The sequence below is a fragment of the Rhodococcus sp. NPDC003382 genome (assembly GCF_053589135.1).
Map to the genome: position 1 here is coordinate 62,488 of NZ_JBSFRH010000019.1, position 17,040 is coordinate 79,527.

Genomic DNA, 17,040 nt, shown 5'->3' on the forward strand with positions numbered 1-17,040 from the left:
GAGTCACAGATGACCGAAACCACCACTGCCCCCACCCCGCATCCCGTCGTGGTGCCGGAACCGCTGCTGCGCATCGGCGGCCGCGCCGTCCCGGCGCGCTCCGGCGCGACCTTCACCTCCGTCAACCCGGCGAACGAGGAACCGGTCGCGCAGATCGCCGCCGGTCGCGCCGAGGACATCGACGCCGCCGTCGACGCCGCCCGGGCCACCTTCGAGGACGGCGCGTGGTCGCAGATGCCCGGCGCCGAGCGCGGCCGGATCCTCTCGCGCGCAGCCGATCTCATCGAACAGCACGCACCCGAGCTGTCCGCCCTCGAAACCGCCGAGATGGGCAAGCTGTACGCCGACACCGTTGCCGGCGACATCCCCGCCGCGGCGGCCTCGTTCCGGCACTACGCCGGGTGGGCCGACAAGATCGCCGGTGAAGCGATCCTGCTGCCCGACGTGGGACCGCAGCACCGCTTCGGCTACACCCTGCGCCAGCCGCTCGGCGTGGTCGGCGCGATCACTCCGTGGAACAACCCGACGGTCGTCGCCGCGTGGAAGGTCGCCCCCGCGTTGGCCGCCGGGTGCTCGGTCGTCGTCAAGCCCGCCGAGGACGCGTCGCTGTCCACCCTGAAGCTCGCCGACCTGCTCGCCGAGGCGGGCGTGCCGGACGGCGCGTTCAACGTCGTGCCGGGGCTCGGGCCGGAGGCGGGCGCCGCGCTCGCCGCGCACGAGGGCATCGACAAGATCACCTTCACCGGCAGCCCCGCCGTCGGCAAGACCATCACCTCGCTCGCGGGTGAGAAGTTCCGCAAGGTCACCCTCGAGCTCGGCGGCAAGGCGCCGCAGCTGATCTTCCCGGACGCCGACCTCGAGGCGTCGCTGCCGTGGATCGCGATGGGCAACTTTTACCACCAGGGCCAGGTGTGCGCGGCCGGCACCCGCGTCATCGTGCACGAATCCATCGCCGACCAGGTCGTCGAGGGACTCGTCGAGTTCGCCCGCGGAGCCGTCGTCGGCGACCCCTTCGACGCGGCGACGACGCAGGGCACCATCGTCAACCGCAAGCAGCTCGATCGGATCCTCGGCTACATCGAGAAGGGCCGCGCCGAGGGAGCCGAGCTGCTGACCGGCGGCGGGCGGGTCGGCGACCGCGGCTTCTTCGTCGAGCCCACCGTCTTCCGCGGGCACAACGAGCTGACGATCGCCCGCGAGGAGATCTTCGGCCCGGTCGCGACCGTCATCACGTTCAAGACCACCGAGGAGGCCGTGCGGCTGGCGAACACCACCAAGTACGGGCTCAACGCGTTCATCTTCAGCCAGAACCTGTCGACCGTGCACAGCGTGATCCCGCAGCTTCGGGTCGGTACCGTGTGGGTCAACGGCTGGGGTGTTCCCGACCCGAGCCTGCCCTGGGGCGGACGTGAGGCCAGCGGTATCGGGCGTGAACTCGGCCGCAGCGGTCTCGAGGCGTTCACCGAGGAGAAGACGGTCCACCTCGGGTACTGACCCGCGAGACGAACGGAATACGGCAGTGACACAGCATGACTCGGCGCAGCAGAACTCGGCGACGCAGGATTCGGTGACGCAGGGGGGCGCGCTCGACGGGATCAGGGTGCTCGAACTGGGCACCCTGATCGCGGGGCCGTTCGCCGGGCGGCTGCTCGGCGACATGGGCGCCGACGTCATCAAGATCGAGGACCCGAAGCGTCCCGACCCGCTGCGCACCTGGGGCCAGGGCGAGAAGGACGGGCACCGCTTCTTCTGGACGGTGCACGCCCGCAACAAGCGGTGCGTGACCCTCGATCTGCGGTCGCCCGAGGGCCAGGAGCTGTTCCGGCGACTGGTCGCCGAGTCGGATGTCATCGTCGAGAACTTCCGTCCCGGCACCCTCGAGAAGTGGGGTCTCGGCTACGACGTGCTGTCCGGGATCAATCCCGGCATCGTGCTGGCCCGCGTCTCCGGCTACGGGCAGACCGGCCCCAAGGCGGGACAGGCGGGATACGCCTCGGTCGCCGAGGCGGAATCCGGGCTGCGGCACCTCAACGGCTACCCGGGTCAGGCCCCGCCGCGGCTGGCGCTGTCCCTCGGGGATTCCCTGGCCGGCATGTTCGCCGTCCAGGGCATCCTCGCGGCGCTCGTCTCCCGCGCACGCACCGGCCGCGGGCAGGTCGTCGACGTCGCGCTCACCGAATCCTGCCTGGCCATCCAGGAATCGGTGATTCCCGACTACGACACCGCCGGTGTGGTGCGCGGACCGTCGGGAACCCGCCTCGAGGGCATCGCCCCGTCCAACCTGTACCGCACCGGCGACGACATGTGGATCGTCATCGCCGCCAACCAGGACACCGTGTTCCGGCGGCTGTGTGCCGCGATGGACCGCCCGGAACTGGCCGACGACGTGCGCTTCGCCGATCACCTCGCGCGCGGCGTGCACCAGGACGAACTCGACGACCTGATCGGCGCGTGGGCGGCGCAGTGGAAGCTCGACGACCTGCTCGAACATCTCGCGGACAGCGGGGTGGTGGCCGGACCGGTCAACACGGTCGCGGAGGTAGTCGCCGACGAACAGTTCCGCGCGCGCGGCATGCTCGTCGAACACCACGACGAACGCACCGGCTCCGAGGTCCTCGGTCCCGGTGTCGTCCCGGTGCTCGCCGGAACCCCCGGCGGCGTGCGTCGTGCCGGGGCACCGATCGCCGGTTACGACAACGCCGCGGTGTGGGGCGACCTGCTCGGCCTCACCGAAGAGCGGCAGGCGGAGTTGAAGGCCGCCGGCACCATCTGACCGCCTCGCCTCCCCGTCACCCGGGGAGCGAGTGGACGAAGGGCCTCCCTATTTCGACGCGTCGCAACTAGAGTAGAACACGTTCCAATATGCGACTCGCGTCCTCGAAGGAGTGCCGAATGCACACCCCGCTCTGCGACGAACTCGGAATCGAGTTCCCCATCTTCGCGTTCACCCACTGCCGCGACGTCGTCGTGGCCGTCTCCAAGGCCGGTGGCTTCGGCGTCCTCGGCGCCGTCGGGTTCACGCCCGAGCAGCTCGAAGTGGAGCTGAACTGGATCGACGAGCACATCGGCGACCACCCGTACGGCGTCGACATCGTCATCCCGAACAAGTACGAGGGCATGGACTCGAACCTGTCCGCCGAAGAACTCACGAAGATGCTGCAGTCGATGGTGCCGCAGGAAACCCTCGATTTCGGACGCAAGATCCTTCTCGACCACGGCGTGCCGCTGTCCGAGGACGGTGACGATAACGCGTTGCAGCTCCTCGGCTGGACCGAGGCCACCGCGACCCCTCAGGTCGAGGTCGCGCTGCAGCATCCGAAGGTCACTCTCATCGCCAACGCGCTGGGCACCCCGCCGGCGGACATGATCGCCCACATCCACGACTCCGGCCGCAAGGTCGCCGCGCTGTGCGGCTCGCCGGCGCAGGCCCGCAAGCACGCCGACGCCGGCGTGGACATCATCATCGCGCAGGGCGGCGAGGGTGGCGGCCACTGCGGTGAGGTCGGGTCGATCGTGCTGTGGCCGCAGGTTGTCAAGGAGGTCGCGCCGATCCCGGTGCTGGCCGCCGGCGGCATCGGCAGCGGCCAGCAGATCGCCGCCGCGCTCGCGCTGGGCGCGCAGGGCGCGTGGTCCGGTTCGCAGTGGCTGATGGTCGAGGAAGCGGAGAACACCCCCGTCCAGCAGGCCGCCTACGCGAAGGCCACCAGCCGCGACACCGTGCGCAGCCGCTCGTTCACCGGCAAGCCGTGCCGCATGCTGCGCAACGACTGGACCGAGGCATGGGAGAAGGAAGGCAACCCGAAGCCGCTCGGAATGCCGTTGCAGTACATGGTGTCCGGTATGGCGGTGGCCGCCACCCACAAGTACCCGGATGAGACCGTCGACGTCGCGTTCAACCCCGTCGGCCAGGTCGTCGGCCAGCTCACCAAGGTCGAGAAGTCCTCCGCGGTCATCGAACGCTGGGTGCAGGAGTACCTCGAGGCGACCGGCACGCTCGAAAAGTTCAACGAGGCCGCGACCGCCTGATCTCCGCCCGGTGCGGCGCTTTCCGCGCCGCACCGGCGGCTACCCGGTCGGCAGCAGCAGATCCTCCAGCGTCCGCGGCGCGCCGCCCGCGAGATCTCCCTGCACGTACCGTTTTCCGTCCGAGCCCGTGTACACCCCGGTGATCGGATCGTAGGTTCCCGCGAACGCCCCGGCGACACCCTGCTCCGCGGCCTGCTCCCGGCAGGTCTGCACCGTCGCGCCGCGCAGGCCCGGGAATTCGAGGCACGGTAGGTTCCGGGCGCCGCGCACCGCGACCGGATCGTCCGACGGCAGCTTGCAGTACAGGTCGGGCGGCGTCTCCGGCACATCGAGTTCGGTGGGGGAGCGGCGCTGTTCGGGCGGCAGGAACCCCTCGATGCACGGCGGCGGGTCGTTGTACGAGTTGACGAAGAACGTGTTCTGCGACGGATTGTCGACGTTCGGCAGGGCCGCGGACTGGGTGGACGCCATGATGGACGGGAACAGCACAAGGATCTGTTCGACGCCCGGGTTGTAGACGGCGGCAACCTGTTCCACCGACACGAGGTTGGCGAGCAGCAGCGGCAGCGTCGGCTCGATGCGCTGGAACCCCGCGCTGACCTCGTCGGCGGCGGGAGCGGCCCGGTCGACGAGCGCCCGCACGGCCGGATCCGCATCGCGCAACGTGCCGGTGGTGCCGGCCAATGCCGACGCCCACTGCCCGATCGCGGACGACGAGTCGATCTGGGTCTGCAGCAGCGGACCGGCGCCGTCGATGAGCGCGCCGGTCTCGTCGGCGTTGTCGGCGCCCTCCCCGGCGACCGCGGTCGCCGAATCCACCAGTGTCCGCAGGTCGTCGCCGGAGGCGCCGATCGCGGTGTGCGCCTCGTCGAGCAGGACGGCCAACCGGTCCGCCCCGACCGCCTGCAGGGTGTCGTCGAGCCGGTCGATGGCCCGGTCGATCGGCTCGGGCAGGGTCACGCGGTCGCGGGGCAGGACGTCGCCGTCCGCCAGATACGGAGTGTTCGCGTCGTCCGGCACGAGATCGACATAGCGCTCACCGATCGCCGACATGCTGCGGATCTCGGCGGCGGTCGACGCCGGGACGGGCACCGACGAGTCGAGCGACAGGGTGGCTTCGGCGCCGTCGTCGGTCATCCGGACCTCGGTGACCCGGCCGATCGTCACGCCCCGATAGGTGACGTTCGCGGTCGGATACAGACCGCCCCCGTCGGCGAGGTCCAGGCGCACCACGTAGCGGCCGATCCCGAGCTGCGCGGGCACCTGCACGAACCACACGCCGACGGCGACGATCGCGGCGATACCGATCGCGAGGAACACGATCAGCCGGTTGCGGACGGACGGCATCATCGGGGAACCCCCAGCAGTCGGGCGAGCAGGCCCATCGGGTCCGTGTCGGACACATCGGGCGGGATCGCAGCGGCCGGACCGGTGAGCGCGTTCTCGAACGGGGTGCCCAGCAGCAGCGCGTTCTCGAGCGTCGGCAACGTCAGGTCCAGGATCACCGTGCCGTTCGCGTAGTCGCCGCGCACGGCATTGCGGTAGGTGTCGATCGGGAACGGGAAGGTGAGCAGGTAGCGGAGCGATTCGGTGAGCGAATCCCCGGCCGCGGTGAGCGAGGCCATCACCGGCTCGAGATCGCGCAGATTCGCCACCACGTCGTCCCCGGATGCGTCGACGAGGTCGCCGGCGATCCGCCCCAGATCGCCGAGCGACGTCAAGGCCTGCGTCAGATCGTCGCGGCGAGAAGACAATTCGTCCAGTGCCGGGGCGAGCGCATCGGTGGCGTCGGCGAGCACCTGGTTCTGCGCGGACACCTCGACCGCGAGCGCGTCGAGGGATTCCATCGCCCCCACGATCTGCGCCTTCTGATCGTCGAGACCGGTGAGCGCGACGTCGAGCTGCCCGAGCAGGGCGCGCACCGACTCCTCGCGCCCGGTCAGGGCGAGATTCAGCTCGCGGGAGATCTCCTGGGCCTGGGCCAGGCCACCGCCGCTGAGCACCAGCGACAACGCCGACAGGGTCTGCTCGGTGGTGGGGAACAGCCCGGCGCGTTCGAGCGGGATGACGTCACCGTCCTCCAGTGTGCCGGTGGGCGGTTCGGTGATCGGCGGGGCGAGCTCGAGATGCGCCGACCCGAGCAGGCTCGTCTGCCCGATCTTCGCGGTCGCGTTCGCGGGCAGTGCGGTGCCGCCGTCGAGCACCACCGTCACCACGGCGTGACCGCCGTCGAGCCGGATGTCGTCCACCCGGCCGACCGTGACATCCGCGACCCGGACTCTCGAATTCCGTTCCAGGGTCGTGACGTTCGGCATCTCGATATCGACACTGTAGGCGCCGTCCCCGTGGCCGCGGGTACCCGGCAACGTCAGGGAGTTGACCCCGCGCCACTCGCACGCGCTCGTCGCCAGGACGAGCGGGACCAGCAGCAGGGCCGCGCGTGCGGTTCTCATCGCCCTCCCGGAAGAAGCAGGTCCTCGAGATCGGAGCCGGAGGACACCGGGGCCAGGCCCGGTTCGGTGTACACGAGCTGGTCGGGCAGCGCGCCGACACCCCGGGTCGGATTGATCATGATCGGTGGATAGTCGACGGCGAGCAGATGCAGGATCGGACCGAGTTGCTGCACACACAGTTCCGACCCGGTGTGCGCGTCGACGTCCTCCGCGGCCGCGAGCGCCGAGCAGATGAACTGCACCGGGTTGGCGAAGTTGGTCAGTGCCAGCGCCGAGACGACCGTGTTGTGGGCGGGCTGGTAGATGCCCTGCAGATTGGACAGCGCGGTCGGCGCGACGTGCAGCACCTGCGCGATTCCGTCCCGCTGGGCCGCGAGCGTCTCGGCGAGTTCGGCGGTCCGGTCGACGGTGCCGCCGATCCGCTCGCGGTTGTCGCGCACGAACCGTTCGACCTCACCGAGAGCGGAGCCGAGCGAGCCCAGCGCGCTGCCCATGTCGTCGCGGTTCGCGTCGAGGATCTGCGTCACCGAGGCCATCCGGTTGTTGAACGCGACGATCTGCCCGCGACTGTCCGACAGTGCGTCGACGAAGACCTGCAGGTTGCGGACGACCGCGAACAGGTCGCCGCGACCGTCGGAGACGGTGCGCAACGCCGCCGACAACTCCTCGGCGGTCGCGCGCAGGTCCAGGCCCTGTCCCTCGACGTTGCTCGCGGCGACGTCGAGGACCTCGCCGAGCGGTCCCTGCGGGTCGTCCGGGGCGGGACCGAGTTCGGTGGTCAGTTCGGCGAGCTGCCGGGTCACCTCGTCCCATTCGACGGGCACGGCGGTGCGCTCGATCGGGATGGTCGAACCCGGATCGAGTTGTGGTCCTCCGGTGTAGGCGGGTGCGAGCTGCACGAACCGGGCCGACACGAGGGTGGGCGCGACGACCGCGGCCCTCACGTCGGCGGGCACCGGCCGGTCCGCGTCGATCTCGAACGTGACGCGTACCCGGTCGCCGTCCGGCTCGAGGCGCGTGACGCGGCCGACGTCGACGCCCATCACGCGCACGTCGTCGCCGGGGTACAGGCCACGGGCGGAGGCGAATTCGGCGGTGAACTCGTGCGTGGAGCGCCACGGCACGATTCCGAAGGACACGACGGCGATCACGCCGAGCACCAGGAACGGGATCAGCCAGGGCAGCAGCGGCCGGATGCGGGTCACGGGGTACCTCCGCCGGCGCCGGCGCGTTCGAGCGCGTCGGTCAGGGCCGGTTCGATCAGCTCGGGCGGCAGCAGGTTCTGGATGTAGGAGTTGAAGAACGGGCCCGAGGCGACGGCCTCACCGAGTTCGGTGGCGTACGGGCCGAGCCGCGCGATGGCGAGCGCGATGTTCTCGCGGTTGCGGGTCAGCACGTCGAGCACGGCGTCGACCTGCTCGAGGGTCGGGGCGAGCTGGGTTTCGTTGTCGGCCACGAGGTTCGTCAGCTCGATCGACAGCGCGTTCACGTTGCCGAACAGGGTGTCCAGCGAGCGTTGCCGGGTGTCGAGCTCACGCAGGATCAGCTCGGCGTCGACGATCAGCCCGTCGACCTGCCGGCTGCGTTCGGCCAGCACCGCGGTGATCCGTTCGGCGTTGCCGAGGAGCGCACGCAGCGACTCGTCGCGGGAGGCGACCGTGGTGGACAACCGCTGCACCCCGTCCAGGGCCGCCCCGATGTCGTCCGGGGTCCGGGGCAGCGTGTCCGAGAGCACCCGCATCGATTCGGCGACCTGCTCGGTGTCGATGTCCGCGGCGGTGGTCGCGAGGTCGCCGAGCGCCTCGGTGAGCTCGTAGGGCGCGGTGGTGCGGTCGAGGTCGAAGGTCGTGCCCTCGGCCTCCTCGCCGGGGCCGGCGGGCCGGACCCGCAGCATCCGGGCGCCGAGCGCGGTGGCGGTCGCGATCTCCACGGTGGTGTCGGTGCCCAGCACGACCCGGTCGTCGACGGTGAAGCTCACCCGCACGGCGTCGCCGTCGATCTCGACAGCGGAGACCCGCCCGGCATCCTTTCCCGAAACCTGCACGGCGTCACCGGTGTTCAGCCCGCCTGCGTCGACGAACCGGGCGTGGTAGGTGCGGCCGGTGTCGACGAACGGCAACGACCCGAAGTTCAGGGCAGCGAGCACGAGCACGACGAGCGCGACCGTTCCGATCACCCCGATGCGGACCTCGTTCATCTCACGGAATCGACGGGTCATGCCGGTGCGCACCTGCCCGTCGTCTGCCCGAACAGCGGTGAGGTGACGGTGTTGCCGCTGGGGTCGCTGAGCTTGATCTGCAGGCCGCACAGGTAGTAGTTGAAGAACCCGCCGTACGCGCCGAGCCGGGTGAGTGCGGCGTAGGCGTCGGGCAGGCGCGTCGCGAGGCTCTCGATGGTGTCGCTGCGCGAGTTGAGTTGCGCGGCAAGATGTCCGGCTTCGACGATGTCGCCGGCCAGGGGTTCGCGCGACACGGTGAGCAGTTGCGCTAGCGAGGAGGCCGACGCATCGATGTACGCGACGGATTCGGCGACGAGCGCGCCGTCCTGCGCGAGCCGATCCGCGAGCTGCTGTGCGCGGTCGAGGGAGACGTCGAACTCGTCGCGGTGCTCGGCCATGGTCGCGAGCACCGAATTCAGGTTCGCGACGACGTCGCCGACGAGACGGTCGCGGTCGGCGAGGGTGGAGGTGAGCGACGCGGTGCGCTGCAGGATCGACTCGACCGTCACGCCCTGACCCTGCAGGACCGAGATGAGATCGGCGGAGAGCTGGTTGACCTGTTGCGGATCGAGTGCGCGGAACAGCGGCTTGAAACTGCCGATCAGCACGTCCAGATCGAGGGCGGGGGAGGTGCGGTCGACGTCGATCACCCCACCGGCGCCGAGCGGGGTCGTATCGCCGGGACCGTCGGCCAGTTCCAGGTATCGGTCGCCCACGAGGTTGAGGTACCGGACGGTCGCGTGGGTCGCGCGCGTCGGGGTGTAGACGTCCTCGACGTCGAGCGTCACCGCGATCCGGTTGCCGTCGGCGAACTCGACGGACGTGACGCGGCCGACCTCCACGCCGGCCACGCGCACGAATTGTCCTGTGCGCAGTCCGGATACGTCCTCGAACACCGCGTGGTAGCGCGTGTAGTCCTGGAATCGCATCTGCCCGAACACGACGAACAGCGCGCCGAGGATCGTGAGCATCACCAGCGCGTAGGCCGCTGCGGCGGTCGCGGTGCGGGTCACCGGGCGGGCTCCTGCAGGAGTTCGAGGATCGAGCCGGGCACGAACACCGGGCTCGTGTTGCCCGCCTCGAACGGGTTCGCGCCGGTGTTCGCCACCACGTACGGGGCCGGCGACTCGGCGGCGGTGACGACGGGCAGGGCGCCGCACCGCGGTCCGCCGGTCGCCGCGACCACCGGCAGGTTGCGCGGGTACTCGTACGGGTCGGAGCCGAGCAACAGCGACGAGTTGAGCATCATCGAACTGCCGTTGCCGCCGGAGGCCGGTTCGGCGAGCAACCGGGCCTGGTCGGCGCCTTGGAAGAAGCAGGTCAGCACGGGCGAATACTCCTCGAGCACGGATGCGGTGGGCCGCAACAGATCGAGCACGCCGACGATCGCCGGTCCGTTCGGTTCGAGCACGCCGACCCCGGTGTCGGTCAGGCCGATCACCGACAGCAGCATCGCGTCGAGATCCTCGGCCCGGTCGACGACGGAGCGGGCGGTGACGGTGAGATTGCCGAGCGAGTCGAGCAGGGCCGGTGCGGCCTCGGTGTAGGTGCCGGCGACGGACCGTGTCGCCGCGAGATCCTCTCCGAGGACATCCGTGCGCGGATTCACCTGGGCGAGAATCGTGCCGGTGTCGTCGAGTGCGGTGCCGAGATCGTCCCCGCGGCCGCGCAGGGCGGTGGCGGCGGCACCGAGCGTCTGGTTCAGCTCGGCCGGGTCGACGGCGTGCAGCACCGACGTCAGGGATTCGAACACCGAGTTCGTCTCGACCGTGACGTTCGCGGCACGCAGGACCGACCCCTCGCGCAGGTGTTCGCCGGTCGGGTGGGCGGGGTCGGTGAGGGAGGCGAACTTCGCGCCGAACACGGTGGTCGCGCGAATGTCGGCGCCGACGTCGGCCGGGATACGGGCGGCGTCGCCGGGGAACAGGCTCAGTTCGACGACCGCGCCCGTCGGCGACGGGTGGACCGCGGCCACCGTGCCCACCTGGACGCCGTGCCGCTTGACCAGTGCGCCGCGGTCCAGGACGAGCCCTGCCCGGTCGGTCTCCACGGTCACGGTGACACCGGAAGCGAAACCGCCCCGGTAGGACTGGTGGACGAGCGCGAGGATTCCCGCGGCGACCAGGAGGGTCGCGGCGACGGCGATGCGGGGCAGGTGGGTGCGCATCGCGCTCACCCCGCCAGATGCAGCTGGCGGCTGCTGCCGTAGAGGGCCAGCGAGATCAACAGGGTCACCGTCACCACCGCGATCAGGGACAACCGCACCGCGCGGCCGGTCGCGACGCCGACACCGGACGGACCGCCGTGCGCGGTGTAGCCGTAGTAGCTGTGCACGAGCATGACGATCACGGCCATCACGATCGCCTGACCGAAGGACCACAGCACGTCCGCCGGACGCAGGAACGTCGCGAAATAGTGGTCGTAGACGCCGGGGGACTGGCCGAGAATCGTGACGGTCGCGATGCGGCTGGACAGGAACGCCGCGAGCACCGACAGCGAGTACAGCGGGAGGATGGCGATGAGCCCGGCCAGGATTCGCGTGCCGACGAGATAGGGAACGGACCGGATCGCCATCACTTCGAGCGCGTCGATCTCCTCGCTGATGCGCATGGCGCCGAGCTGGGCGGTGGTGCCGGCACCGATGGTCGCGGCGAGACCGACACCGGCGACGACGGGCGCGACGACCCGCACGTTGACGTACGCCGACAGGAATCCGGTGAGCGCCTCGACGCCGATGTTCCCGAGCGAGGTGAAGCCCTGCACGGCGACCGTGGCACCGGCGAACAGGGTGAGGAAACCCATGATCGCGACGCTGCCGCCGATCATCGCGAGAAGTCCTGTGCCCAGACCGATCTCGGTGACCACCCGGAACGTCTCGGTGCGGTAGTGCCGCGCGGCCTTCGCGGTGGACAGCAACGCGCCGACGCAGAACACGATCTGCTCGCCGACGGTGTCGATCGCTCGGACGACACCGCGCCCGGCCCGGCTCGCGGTGTGCGCGGCCCGGCCGTGACGGAGGCTGACCAGGCTCATCGGTCGGTCACCGCGATTCCGATCGAGGTGAGCAGCATGTTCGCCAGGAACAGGGCAACGAATGCGAACACGACGGTTTCGTTGACGGCCTCGCCGACGCTCTTGGGGCCGCCGGAGACCGACAGGCCCCGGTGGCACGCGATCAGCCCGGCGAGCAGCCCGAACACGGAGGCCTTGATCTCGGAGAGCAGCAGCTCGCCGGGACCGACGAGGAGCGTGACCCCGGCGGCGTACGCGCCCGGGTCGACGTTCTGGAGCAGGACGGAGAAGAAGAACCCACCGATCAGGCCGATCGCGCAGACCGCGCCGTTGAGGGTCGCGGCCACCGCGGTCGACGCGAGAGCACGCGGCACGACGAGACGGGACACCGGATCGATGCCGAGCACTTCGAGCGCGGCGATCTCCTCGCGGATCGTGCGTGAACCGAGGTCGGCGGCGATCGCGGTGGCGCCCGCGCCCGCGACCACCAGCACCGTGACGAGCGGACCGATCTGGGTGACCGCGCCGAGCCCCGCTCCGGCGCCGGACATGTCGCTCGCGCCGATCTCCACCAGCAGGGAGTTGAGGGTGAAGACCACGAGCACGGTGAACGGGATCGACATGAGGATCGTCGGGACCAGCGAGACGCGCGCGACGAACCAGAACTGGTTCGTGAATTCCCGCCACTGGAACGGTGCCCGGAACAGTCCGGTCAGTGCGTCGAGCGACAGGGAGTAGAAGCTACCCAGGGCATGGGCGGCATCGCGCGGTGTCGATCCCATTCGCTCCTCCGCTTCCCCCGGAACACGCAGCGGCGTGCACATCGCCAGAACATACCTGAGGGTATGTAAGGCGGGCAAGGGTTTGCGGAAGTCGGTGTACCTACCCGGCGGCGGCCGTGTCCGATTCGAGTGCTTCTGCCAGTTCCTCTGTCAGGAGCCTGAATTCGTTCTCGCCGCGCTCGCGTACCCACACCGGATCGGCACAGTGCCAGCGTTCGGCGCTCAGCGACCGGGTGAGCACCTTGAACGTCGCGGTGCGCGGGAAGTCGGTGCAGACGCGGATCAGCGTCGGCACCTGTTTGGGACCCAGATCGGGCTGGGAGTCGAGGAACTGCGCGAACGCGATCGGGTCGAATGCGGTGTCCGCGGACGGGATCACCGCGGCCATCACCCGGTCGCCCACGTAGCGGTCGGGCACCGCGTAGACGGCGACCTGTGCGAACCCTTTGTAGCGCAGCAGTACTCGCTCGATGGGGGCTGCGCCGATGTTCTCGCCGTCCACCCGCAGCCAGCCCGAGCTGCGGCCCGCGAAGTACACGAACCCGTCGGCGTCGCGGAACCCGAGGTCGCCGCTGTAGTAGCGACCGTCCCGGACCCGTTCGGCGTCGGCCTCGGGATTCTTGTAGTACCCGGCGAACTGACCGGCACCGCGGACGTTGACCAGTTCGCCGGTGGCCTCGTCGGCGTTGACGATCCGGCCGCGGGAGTCGAACTCGGCCGGAGGGCAAGGCTTCCCGGTCTCCGGGTGCAGGATGTGGATGTCCTCGGGCAGTCGGCCGAGCGCCCCGGCCGGAGCGCCCGGGGTCGCGGGAATCGACACCCCGCCCTCGGTGGAGCCGAAGCCGTCGACGACGACGGCGTCGAACCGGCGTCGGAACTCGGCGATCGCGGGCGCGGTGCCCTCGTTGCCGTACATGATGCGCAGTGGGTTGTCGGAATCGTGTGGCGTCTCGGGCGTTGCCACGATGTAGGAGAGCGGCTTGCCCACGTAGTTGGCGTAGGTGACACCGAACTTCCGCAGGTCGGGCAGGAACCCGGACGCGGAGAAACGCCGGCGCAGGGCCACCGCGCACCCGCCGGCCAGCGCGACGGCCCAGCCCGCCATGATGGCGTTCGAGTGGAACAGCGGCATCGACAGGTACACCACGTCCTCGGCGCCGAGTCCGAACCGCTGCGCGAGCATCCGGCCCGGTGCCGCGACCTTCGCGTGCGTGCACCGCACGGCCTTCGGGTCGCCGCTCGTGCCGGACGTGAAGATCAGCATGAACAGGTCGTCGGGTGTGACCTCGGCGACCTCGTGGACCGAATCTCGGTGTGGTTCCAGGAGTTCGGCCCAGTCCGGTGAATCGACGTCGATCACCCGGACGTCGCCGAGATCGAGGCCGTCGAGCAGGCCGGCGTGTGCGCGTTCGGTGAACACCACCTGGCAGTCGGCCAGCGCGATGTCGCGGGCGAGGGCATCGCCGCGACGGGTCGTGTTCAGGCCGACCACGACGGACCCGGAGAACGCGGCAGCGCCGAGCAGCAGCGAGAACTCCGGGACGTTGTCCATGAGGATCCCGAAGTGCCGCGGCCGGTCCGGATCGAGCAGGGCGCGCAGCAGCGCGGCCCTGTCGTGGCTGCGCTGCACGTGCTCGCGCCACGACAGGGACGCGTCCTCGAAACGCAGCCCCCGGTCGTCGATCTCGGACATCGCGGTGAGCAGGGCGGTCACCGTGGGTGTTTCCGTCATGGGTGCATCCTCGGGGCAGGCCGGCGCCGGCGTACAGGCGACATCTCGGCGAGCGGGACCGGTCAGGCCGGCGTCGAGGCGAGTTCGGCGCCGAGCGAACGCAGTTGGGTCGTCGCCGAACCGAGCAGGAACTCGTGGTGCTTTGCCGCGAGGAAGTAGCGGTGGACCGGATGATCCTCGTCGAGTCCGACGCCGCCGTGCACGTGCACCGTCGTGTGGGCGACGCGATGCCCGGCGTCGGCGGCCCAGAACGCCGCGGTGCGCAGCTCTCCGGTGTCCGGAAGCCCTGCGGCGATCCGGAATGCGGCCTGCCACAGGGTCAGGCGCACGGCCTTGACGTCGATGTAGCCGTCCGCGAGACGCTGGGCGACGGCCTGGAAGCTGCCGATCGGACGGTCGAACTGGATCCGCTCGCGGGCATATTCGGCGGTGAGCTCGAGCGCGCGTTCGAGGACGCCGAACTGGTAGGCGGCGGATCCGAGCAGCGTGCGGTCGCGCAGCCACGCCGCGACCGCGGCGCCGTCCGTGCCGAGCACCCGGTCGGCGCCGACGCGCGTCCCGGCGAACTCGACGATGCCGGCGCTGCCGAAATCGGTGGTGGACTGGCGGGTCACGGTGACCCCGGGGGCGTCGGCGTCGACGAGGAGCACCACCACGCCGGACTCCGAGGCGGCGGGGACCAGGAACAGATCGGCGATCGGCGCCGCATCGACGACGATCTTGGTGCCGTTCAGGATCCAGCCGTCGGCGTCGGCGACGGCCCGGGTGGTGGGCGTGGTCGGATCCTCGTTCAGTTCCTCGGTGAGCGCGGCCGCGAGGACCTTCTCACCGGTCGCCGCCGGTTCACCCCACGCGGCGCGCTGCGCGTCGGTGCCGAATTCGGCGATGGCGGTCGCGGACGCGACGACGGAGGTCGGATACGGCACGGCCGCGACGCCGCGGCCGAGTTCGGCGCAGATGCTGATCTGCTCGAGCGGGCCGAATCCGTCGCCGCCGATGGACTCGGGGACCGCGGCACCGAGAATCCCGGACGACGCGAGCGCGTCCCACAGGGCGTGGTCGATCCGGTCCTCGGCGGCGTCGAGCTCGCGGAGATGCTCGTTGGTGACGACCTCGGTGACGATGTTGCGGGTGAGCCCGGCGAGATCCTGCTGGGCCTCGGTGAGCGTGAAGTCCACTGCGGTGGTCCTCTCGTGGTGTGGCGGCTCGGCGGTCAGCGCTTGGCGGGTGGCTGGCCGAGGGCGGTCATGGCGATGATGTCGCGCTGCACCTCGTTGGTGCCGCCGCCGAACGTCAGGATGAGCGAGCTGCGGTGCATGCGTTCGATGCGTCCGCGCAGGAGCACGCCGGGGGTGTTCTGCCGCAGGGTCGCCGCGGGACCCAGGATCTCCATGAGCAGCCGGTAGGCCTCGGTCGCGAACTCCGTGCCGAAGACCTTGTTCGCGGATGCGGGTGCCGGACCCAGGGGTGCGGTGCTGGACGCGATCTCCCAGTTCATGAGTTTGAGGTATTCGGCCTTCGCGTGTACCCGGGCGAGGTTGATCTGCACCCATTCCTGGTCGATGACGCGCCGGCCGTCGGGCAGCGTGGTGTTCTGCGCCCACGCCCGGACCTCCTGCAGCGCGGTGAGGATCGGTCCGGCCGAGGTGAGCGCCACGCGTTCGTGGTTGAGCTGGTTGGTGACCAGCGCCCAGCCGCCGTTCTCCTCACCGACGAGGGCCGACGCCGGGACCCGCACGTCCTGGTAGTAGGTGGCGCTGGTGTCCGGTCCGGCCATGGTGTGCACCGGGGTGTACGAGAACCCCTCCGCCGAGGTGGGCACGATGAGGACGCTGATCCCCTTGTGCTTCTTGGCATTCGGATCGGTGCGGCACGCGAGCCACACGTAGTCGGCGTAGGCGATGAGGCTGGTCCACATCTTCTGCCCGTTGATGACCCATTCGTCGCCGTCGCGCACGGCGGTGGTGCGCAGCGACGCGAGGTCGGTGCCGGCGCCGGGCTCGGAATAGCCGATCGAGAAGTGCAGTTCACCCGCGGAGATCTTCGGCAGGAAGAACGCCTTCTGCTCGGGGGTGCCGTAGTGCATGATCGTCGGCGCCACCGAGTTGATGGTGAGGAACGGGACCGGAGCGCCCGCGACCGCGGCCTCGTCGGTGAAGATCAACTGGTCCATGGCGGAACGGTTCTGGCCGCCGTACTCCTCGGGCCAGCCGAGGGTGAGCCAGCCGTCCTTGCCCATCTGCTGCACCACTTCGCGGTACACGTTTCCGGCGCCGTACTCACCGGTCGTCGCCGAGAGCGCTTCACGACGCTCCGGCGTCATCAGCTCGGCGAAGTACGCGCGCAACTCCTCGCGCAGCTTCTGCTGCTGCGGGGTATAGGTGATGTCCAACGAACCGCTCCAATCGTCGCCACGGGGACGGGTCCGGCAATGTTTCCGAATCATTGCACAGAACTGGAACGCGTTCTAGCCTTACCGGACAGGCTCCGTTCGGGGGTGCCGCCGACGGTGTCCGACAGGCTCGGTGCGAATGGGAAGCGAGGGTTCGGGATGGATATCAAGGTCGACTTCGACCGCTGCGAGGCGAACGGCGTGTGTGTGGGAATCGCACCGGATCTGTTCGATCTGAACGACGACGACGAACTGACCGTCGTGCACCCGGTGCCGGAGGGTCGCGAGGCGGACGCGCGCGAGGCGATCGCCCAGTGCCCGCGCGCGGCGCTCACGGAGATCTGACGCTCTGCTCTTGCCAGGAATGGGAACGCGTTCTACATTCCGACGGTCCCCGGTTTCATTCGCCGGAGCGTCGGGCCCCG

General features: G+C 70.0%; 15 protein-coding genes. 4 read left to right on the top strand and 11 right to left on the bottom strand.

The features are described 5' to 3' along the window. The first annotated feature begins 9 nt into the window (after window positions 1–9). From ACWDUD_RS14960 to ACWDUD_RS14970, 3 genes are all read left to right on the top strand, one after another. A complete protein-coding gene (locus ACWDUD_RS14960) occupies window positions 10–1,494 on the top strand; it encodes an aldehyde dehydrogenase family protein (RefSeq protein WP_248675285.1) in 1,485 nt (494 codons plus the stop codon). Between the two features lie 73 nt (window positions 1,495–1,567). Continuing rightward, window positions 1,568–2,773 carry a CaiB/BaiF CoA transferase family protein gene (locus ACWDUD_RS14965; RefSeq protein WP_450109830.1) on the top strand — a complete coding sequence of 402 codons (1,206 nt, stop codon included), beginning with the start codon at window positions 1,568–1,570 and terminating at the stop codon, window positions 2,771–2,773. 119 nt (window positions 2,774–2,892) lie between these two features. After that, a complete protein-coding gene (locus ACWDUD_RS14970; RefSeq protein ID WP_197251266.1) occupies window positions 2,893–4,026 on the top strand; it encodes a nitronate monooxygenase in 1,134 nt (377 codons plus the stop codon). Window positions 4,027–4,065: 39 nt separating this feature from the next. On the opposite strand, the gene ACWDUD_RS14975 is transcribed toward ACWDUD_RS14970, so the two are convergent. The 11 genes from ACWDUD_RS14975 to ACWDUD_RS15025 form a co-directional block, all read right to left on the bottom strand. Next, the gene (locus ACWDUD_RS14975; protein WP_450109801.1) at window positions 4,066–5,376 is read right to left on the bottom strand and encodes an MCE family protein; all 1,311 of its coding nucleotides are present in this window, start codon (window positions 5,374–5,376) and stop codon (window positions 4,066–4,068) included. Continuing rightward, window positions 5,373–6,479 carry an MCE family protein gene (locus ACWDUD_RS14980; protein ID WP_450109802.1) on the bottom strand — a complete coding sequence of 369 codons (1,107 nt, stop codon included), beginning with the start codon at window positions 6,477–6,479 and terminating at the stop codon, window positions 5,373–5,375. Before ACWDUD_RS14980 ends, ACWDUD_RS14975 begins: the two co-directional genes overlap by 4 nt. Then, entirely contained in the window at window positions 6,476–7,684 is a 1,209-nt protein-coding gene (locus tag ACWDUD_RS14985) for an MCE family protein (RefSeq protein WP_450109803.1), read from the bottom strand. The genes ACWDUD_RS14980 and ACWDUD_RS14985 overlap by 4 nt, the downstream gene beginning before the upstream one ends. Then, the gene (locus ACWDUD_RS14990) at window positions 7,681–8,697 is read right to left on the bottom strand and encodes an MCE family protein (protein ID WP_450109804.1); all 1,017 of its coding nucleotides are present in this window, start codon (window positions 8,695–8,697) and stop codon (window positions 7,681–7,683) included. Before ACWDUD_RS14990 ends, ACWDUD_RS14985 begins: the two co-directional genes overlap by 4 nt. Further along, window positions 8,694–9,710, bottom strand: coding sequence for an MCE family protein (locus tag ACWDUD_RS14995; protein ID WP_450109805.1), 1,017 nt, complete (start codon window positions 9,708–9,710; stop codon window positions 8,694–8,696). The genes ACWDUD_RS14990 and ACWDUD_RS14995 overlap by 4 nt, the downstream gene beginning before the upstream one ends. Beyond that, on the bottom strand, window positions 9,707–10,864 hold the full coding sequence (locus ACWDUD_RS15000) for an MCE family protein (protein ID WP_450109806.1): 1,158 nt from the start codon (window positions 10,862–10,864) through the stop codon (window positions 9,707–9,709). The genes ACWDUD_RS14995 and ACWDUD_RS15000 overlap by 4 nt, the downstream gene beginning before the upstream one ends. Before the next feature lie 5 nt (window positions 10,865–10,869). After that, window positions 10,870–11,730 carry an MlaE family ABC transporter permease gene (locus ACWDUD_RS15005; protein ID WP_450109807.1) on the bottom strand — a complete coding sequence of 287 codons (861 nt, stop codon included), beginning with the start codon at window positions 11,728–11,730 and terminating at the stop codon, window positions 10,870–10,872. Continuing rightward, window positions 11,727–12,491 carry an MlaE family ABC transporter permease gene (locus tag ACWDUD_RS15010; protein ID WP_450109808.1) on the bottom strand — a complete coding sequence of 255 codons (765 nt, stop codon included), beginning with the start codon at window positions 12,489–12,491 and terminating at the stop codon, window positions 11,727–11,729. Before ACWDUD_RS15010 ends, ACWDUD_RS15005 begins: the two co-directional genes overlap by 4 nt. 100 nt (window positions 12,492–12,591) lie before the next feature. After that, on the bottom strand, window positions 12,592–14,223 hold the full coding sequence (locus ACWDUD_RS15015; protein ID WP_450109809.1) for a long-chain-fatty-acid--CoA ligase: 1,632 nt from the start codon (window positions 14,221–14,223) through the stop codon (window positions 12,592–12,594). Between the two features lie 62 nt (window positions 14,224–14,285). After that, window positions 14,286–15,401 (bottom strand): acyl-CoA dehydrogenase family protein, encoded by a 1,116-nt coding sequence (locus tag ACWDUD_RS15020; protein WP_450109810.1) that lies wholly within the window; start codon window positions 15,399–15,401, stop codon window positions 14,286–14,288. A gap of 35 nt (window positions 15,402–15,436) precedes the next feature. After that, a complete protein-coding gene (locus ACWDUD_RS15025; protein WP_450109811.1) occupies window positions 15,437–16,615 on the bottom strand; it encodes an acyl-CoA dehydrogenase family protein in 1,179 nt (392 codons plus the stop codon). Between the two features lie 159 nt (window positions 16,616–16,774). On the opposite strand from ACWDUD_RS15025, the gene ACWDUD_RS15030 reads away from it, so the two are divergent. Beyond that, window positions 16,775–16,960: a ferredoxin gene (locus tag ACWDUD_RS15030; protein ID WP_197251276.1), complete on the top strand. Its 186-nt coding sequence runs from the start codon at window positions 16,775–16,777 to the stop codon at window positions 16,958–16,960. Window positions 16,961–17,040: the final 80 nt, after the last annotated feature.